Source organism: Neisseria sp. HMSC064E01, from assembly GCF_001808875.1.
In the GTDB taxonomy this organism is placed as follows: Bacteria; Pseudomonadota; Gammaproteobacteria; order Burkholderiales; family Neisseriaceae; genus Neisseria; species Neisseria sicca_A.
Genome location: NZ_KV794957.1, coordinates 1 through 572 on the forward strand (window position 1 = coordinate 1; position 572 = coordinate 572).

At 55.6% G+C, this 572-nt stretch carries 1 pseudogene; it reads right to left on the reverse strand.

Annotation, left to right across the window (positions count from 1 at the left end):
- Window positions 1-572 (reverse strand): annotated as a pseudogene (locus tag HMPREF2572_RS09945) (calcium-binding protein); the annotation flags it as partial.

Sequence of the window (572 nt, forward strand, 5' to 3'; positions counted from 1 at the left end):
CTGCCGCCGCCGTTCAGTCTGTCGTCTCCGGCTCCGCCGTTCAGAATGTCGCTGCCTTCGCCACCGTGCAATTCATCGTTGCCTTCGCCGCCTTTGAGGATGTCGGCACCTTTCTCACCACTCAGGTAATCATTGCCCGCATTGCCTTCCAGCGTATCGGCTCCTTCGCCGCCGTAAAGACTGTCATCGCCTTCTCCGCCTTTGAGCAGGTCATCACCGTTGTAGCCGTACAGATTATCGTCACCTTTGCCGCCGTCCAGCACATCGGCGGTATCCCAGCCGTAAAGGTTTTCGTTGCCGTCGCTACCGACGCCTTCCACCTTCATACCGGCCATGTCTTTGGCGGTAACGGTTTTGTCGTCAAAGGCAAAATCGTAGTAGCGGTTGGAATAACCATTGAAATAACCCTCTACGGTTACGGCATCTTCACCACCGTAGGCTTTGATGACCAGGTTGTTGTCCGAACGGGTAAATACGGCTTCGGCAAACTTGGCACCGTTGAAGCGCAGGGTATCGGTATGGTCTGCCTGGTAAGCGTAGTCGGAAACCACATCCCTGCCGTGACCTTTCTC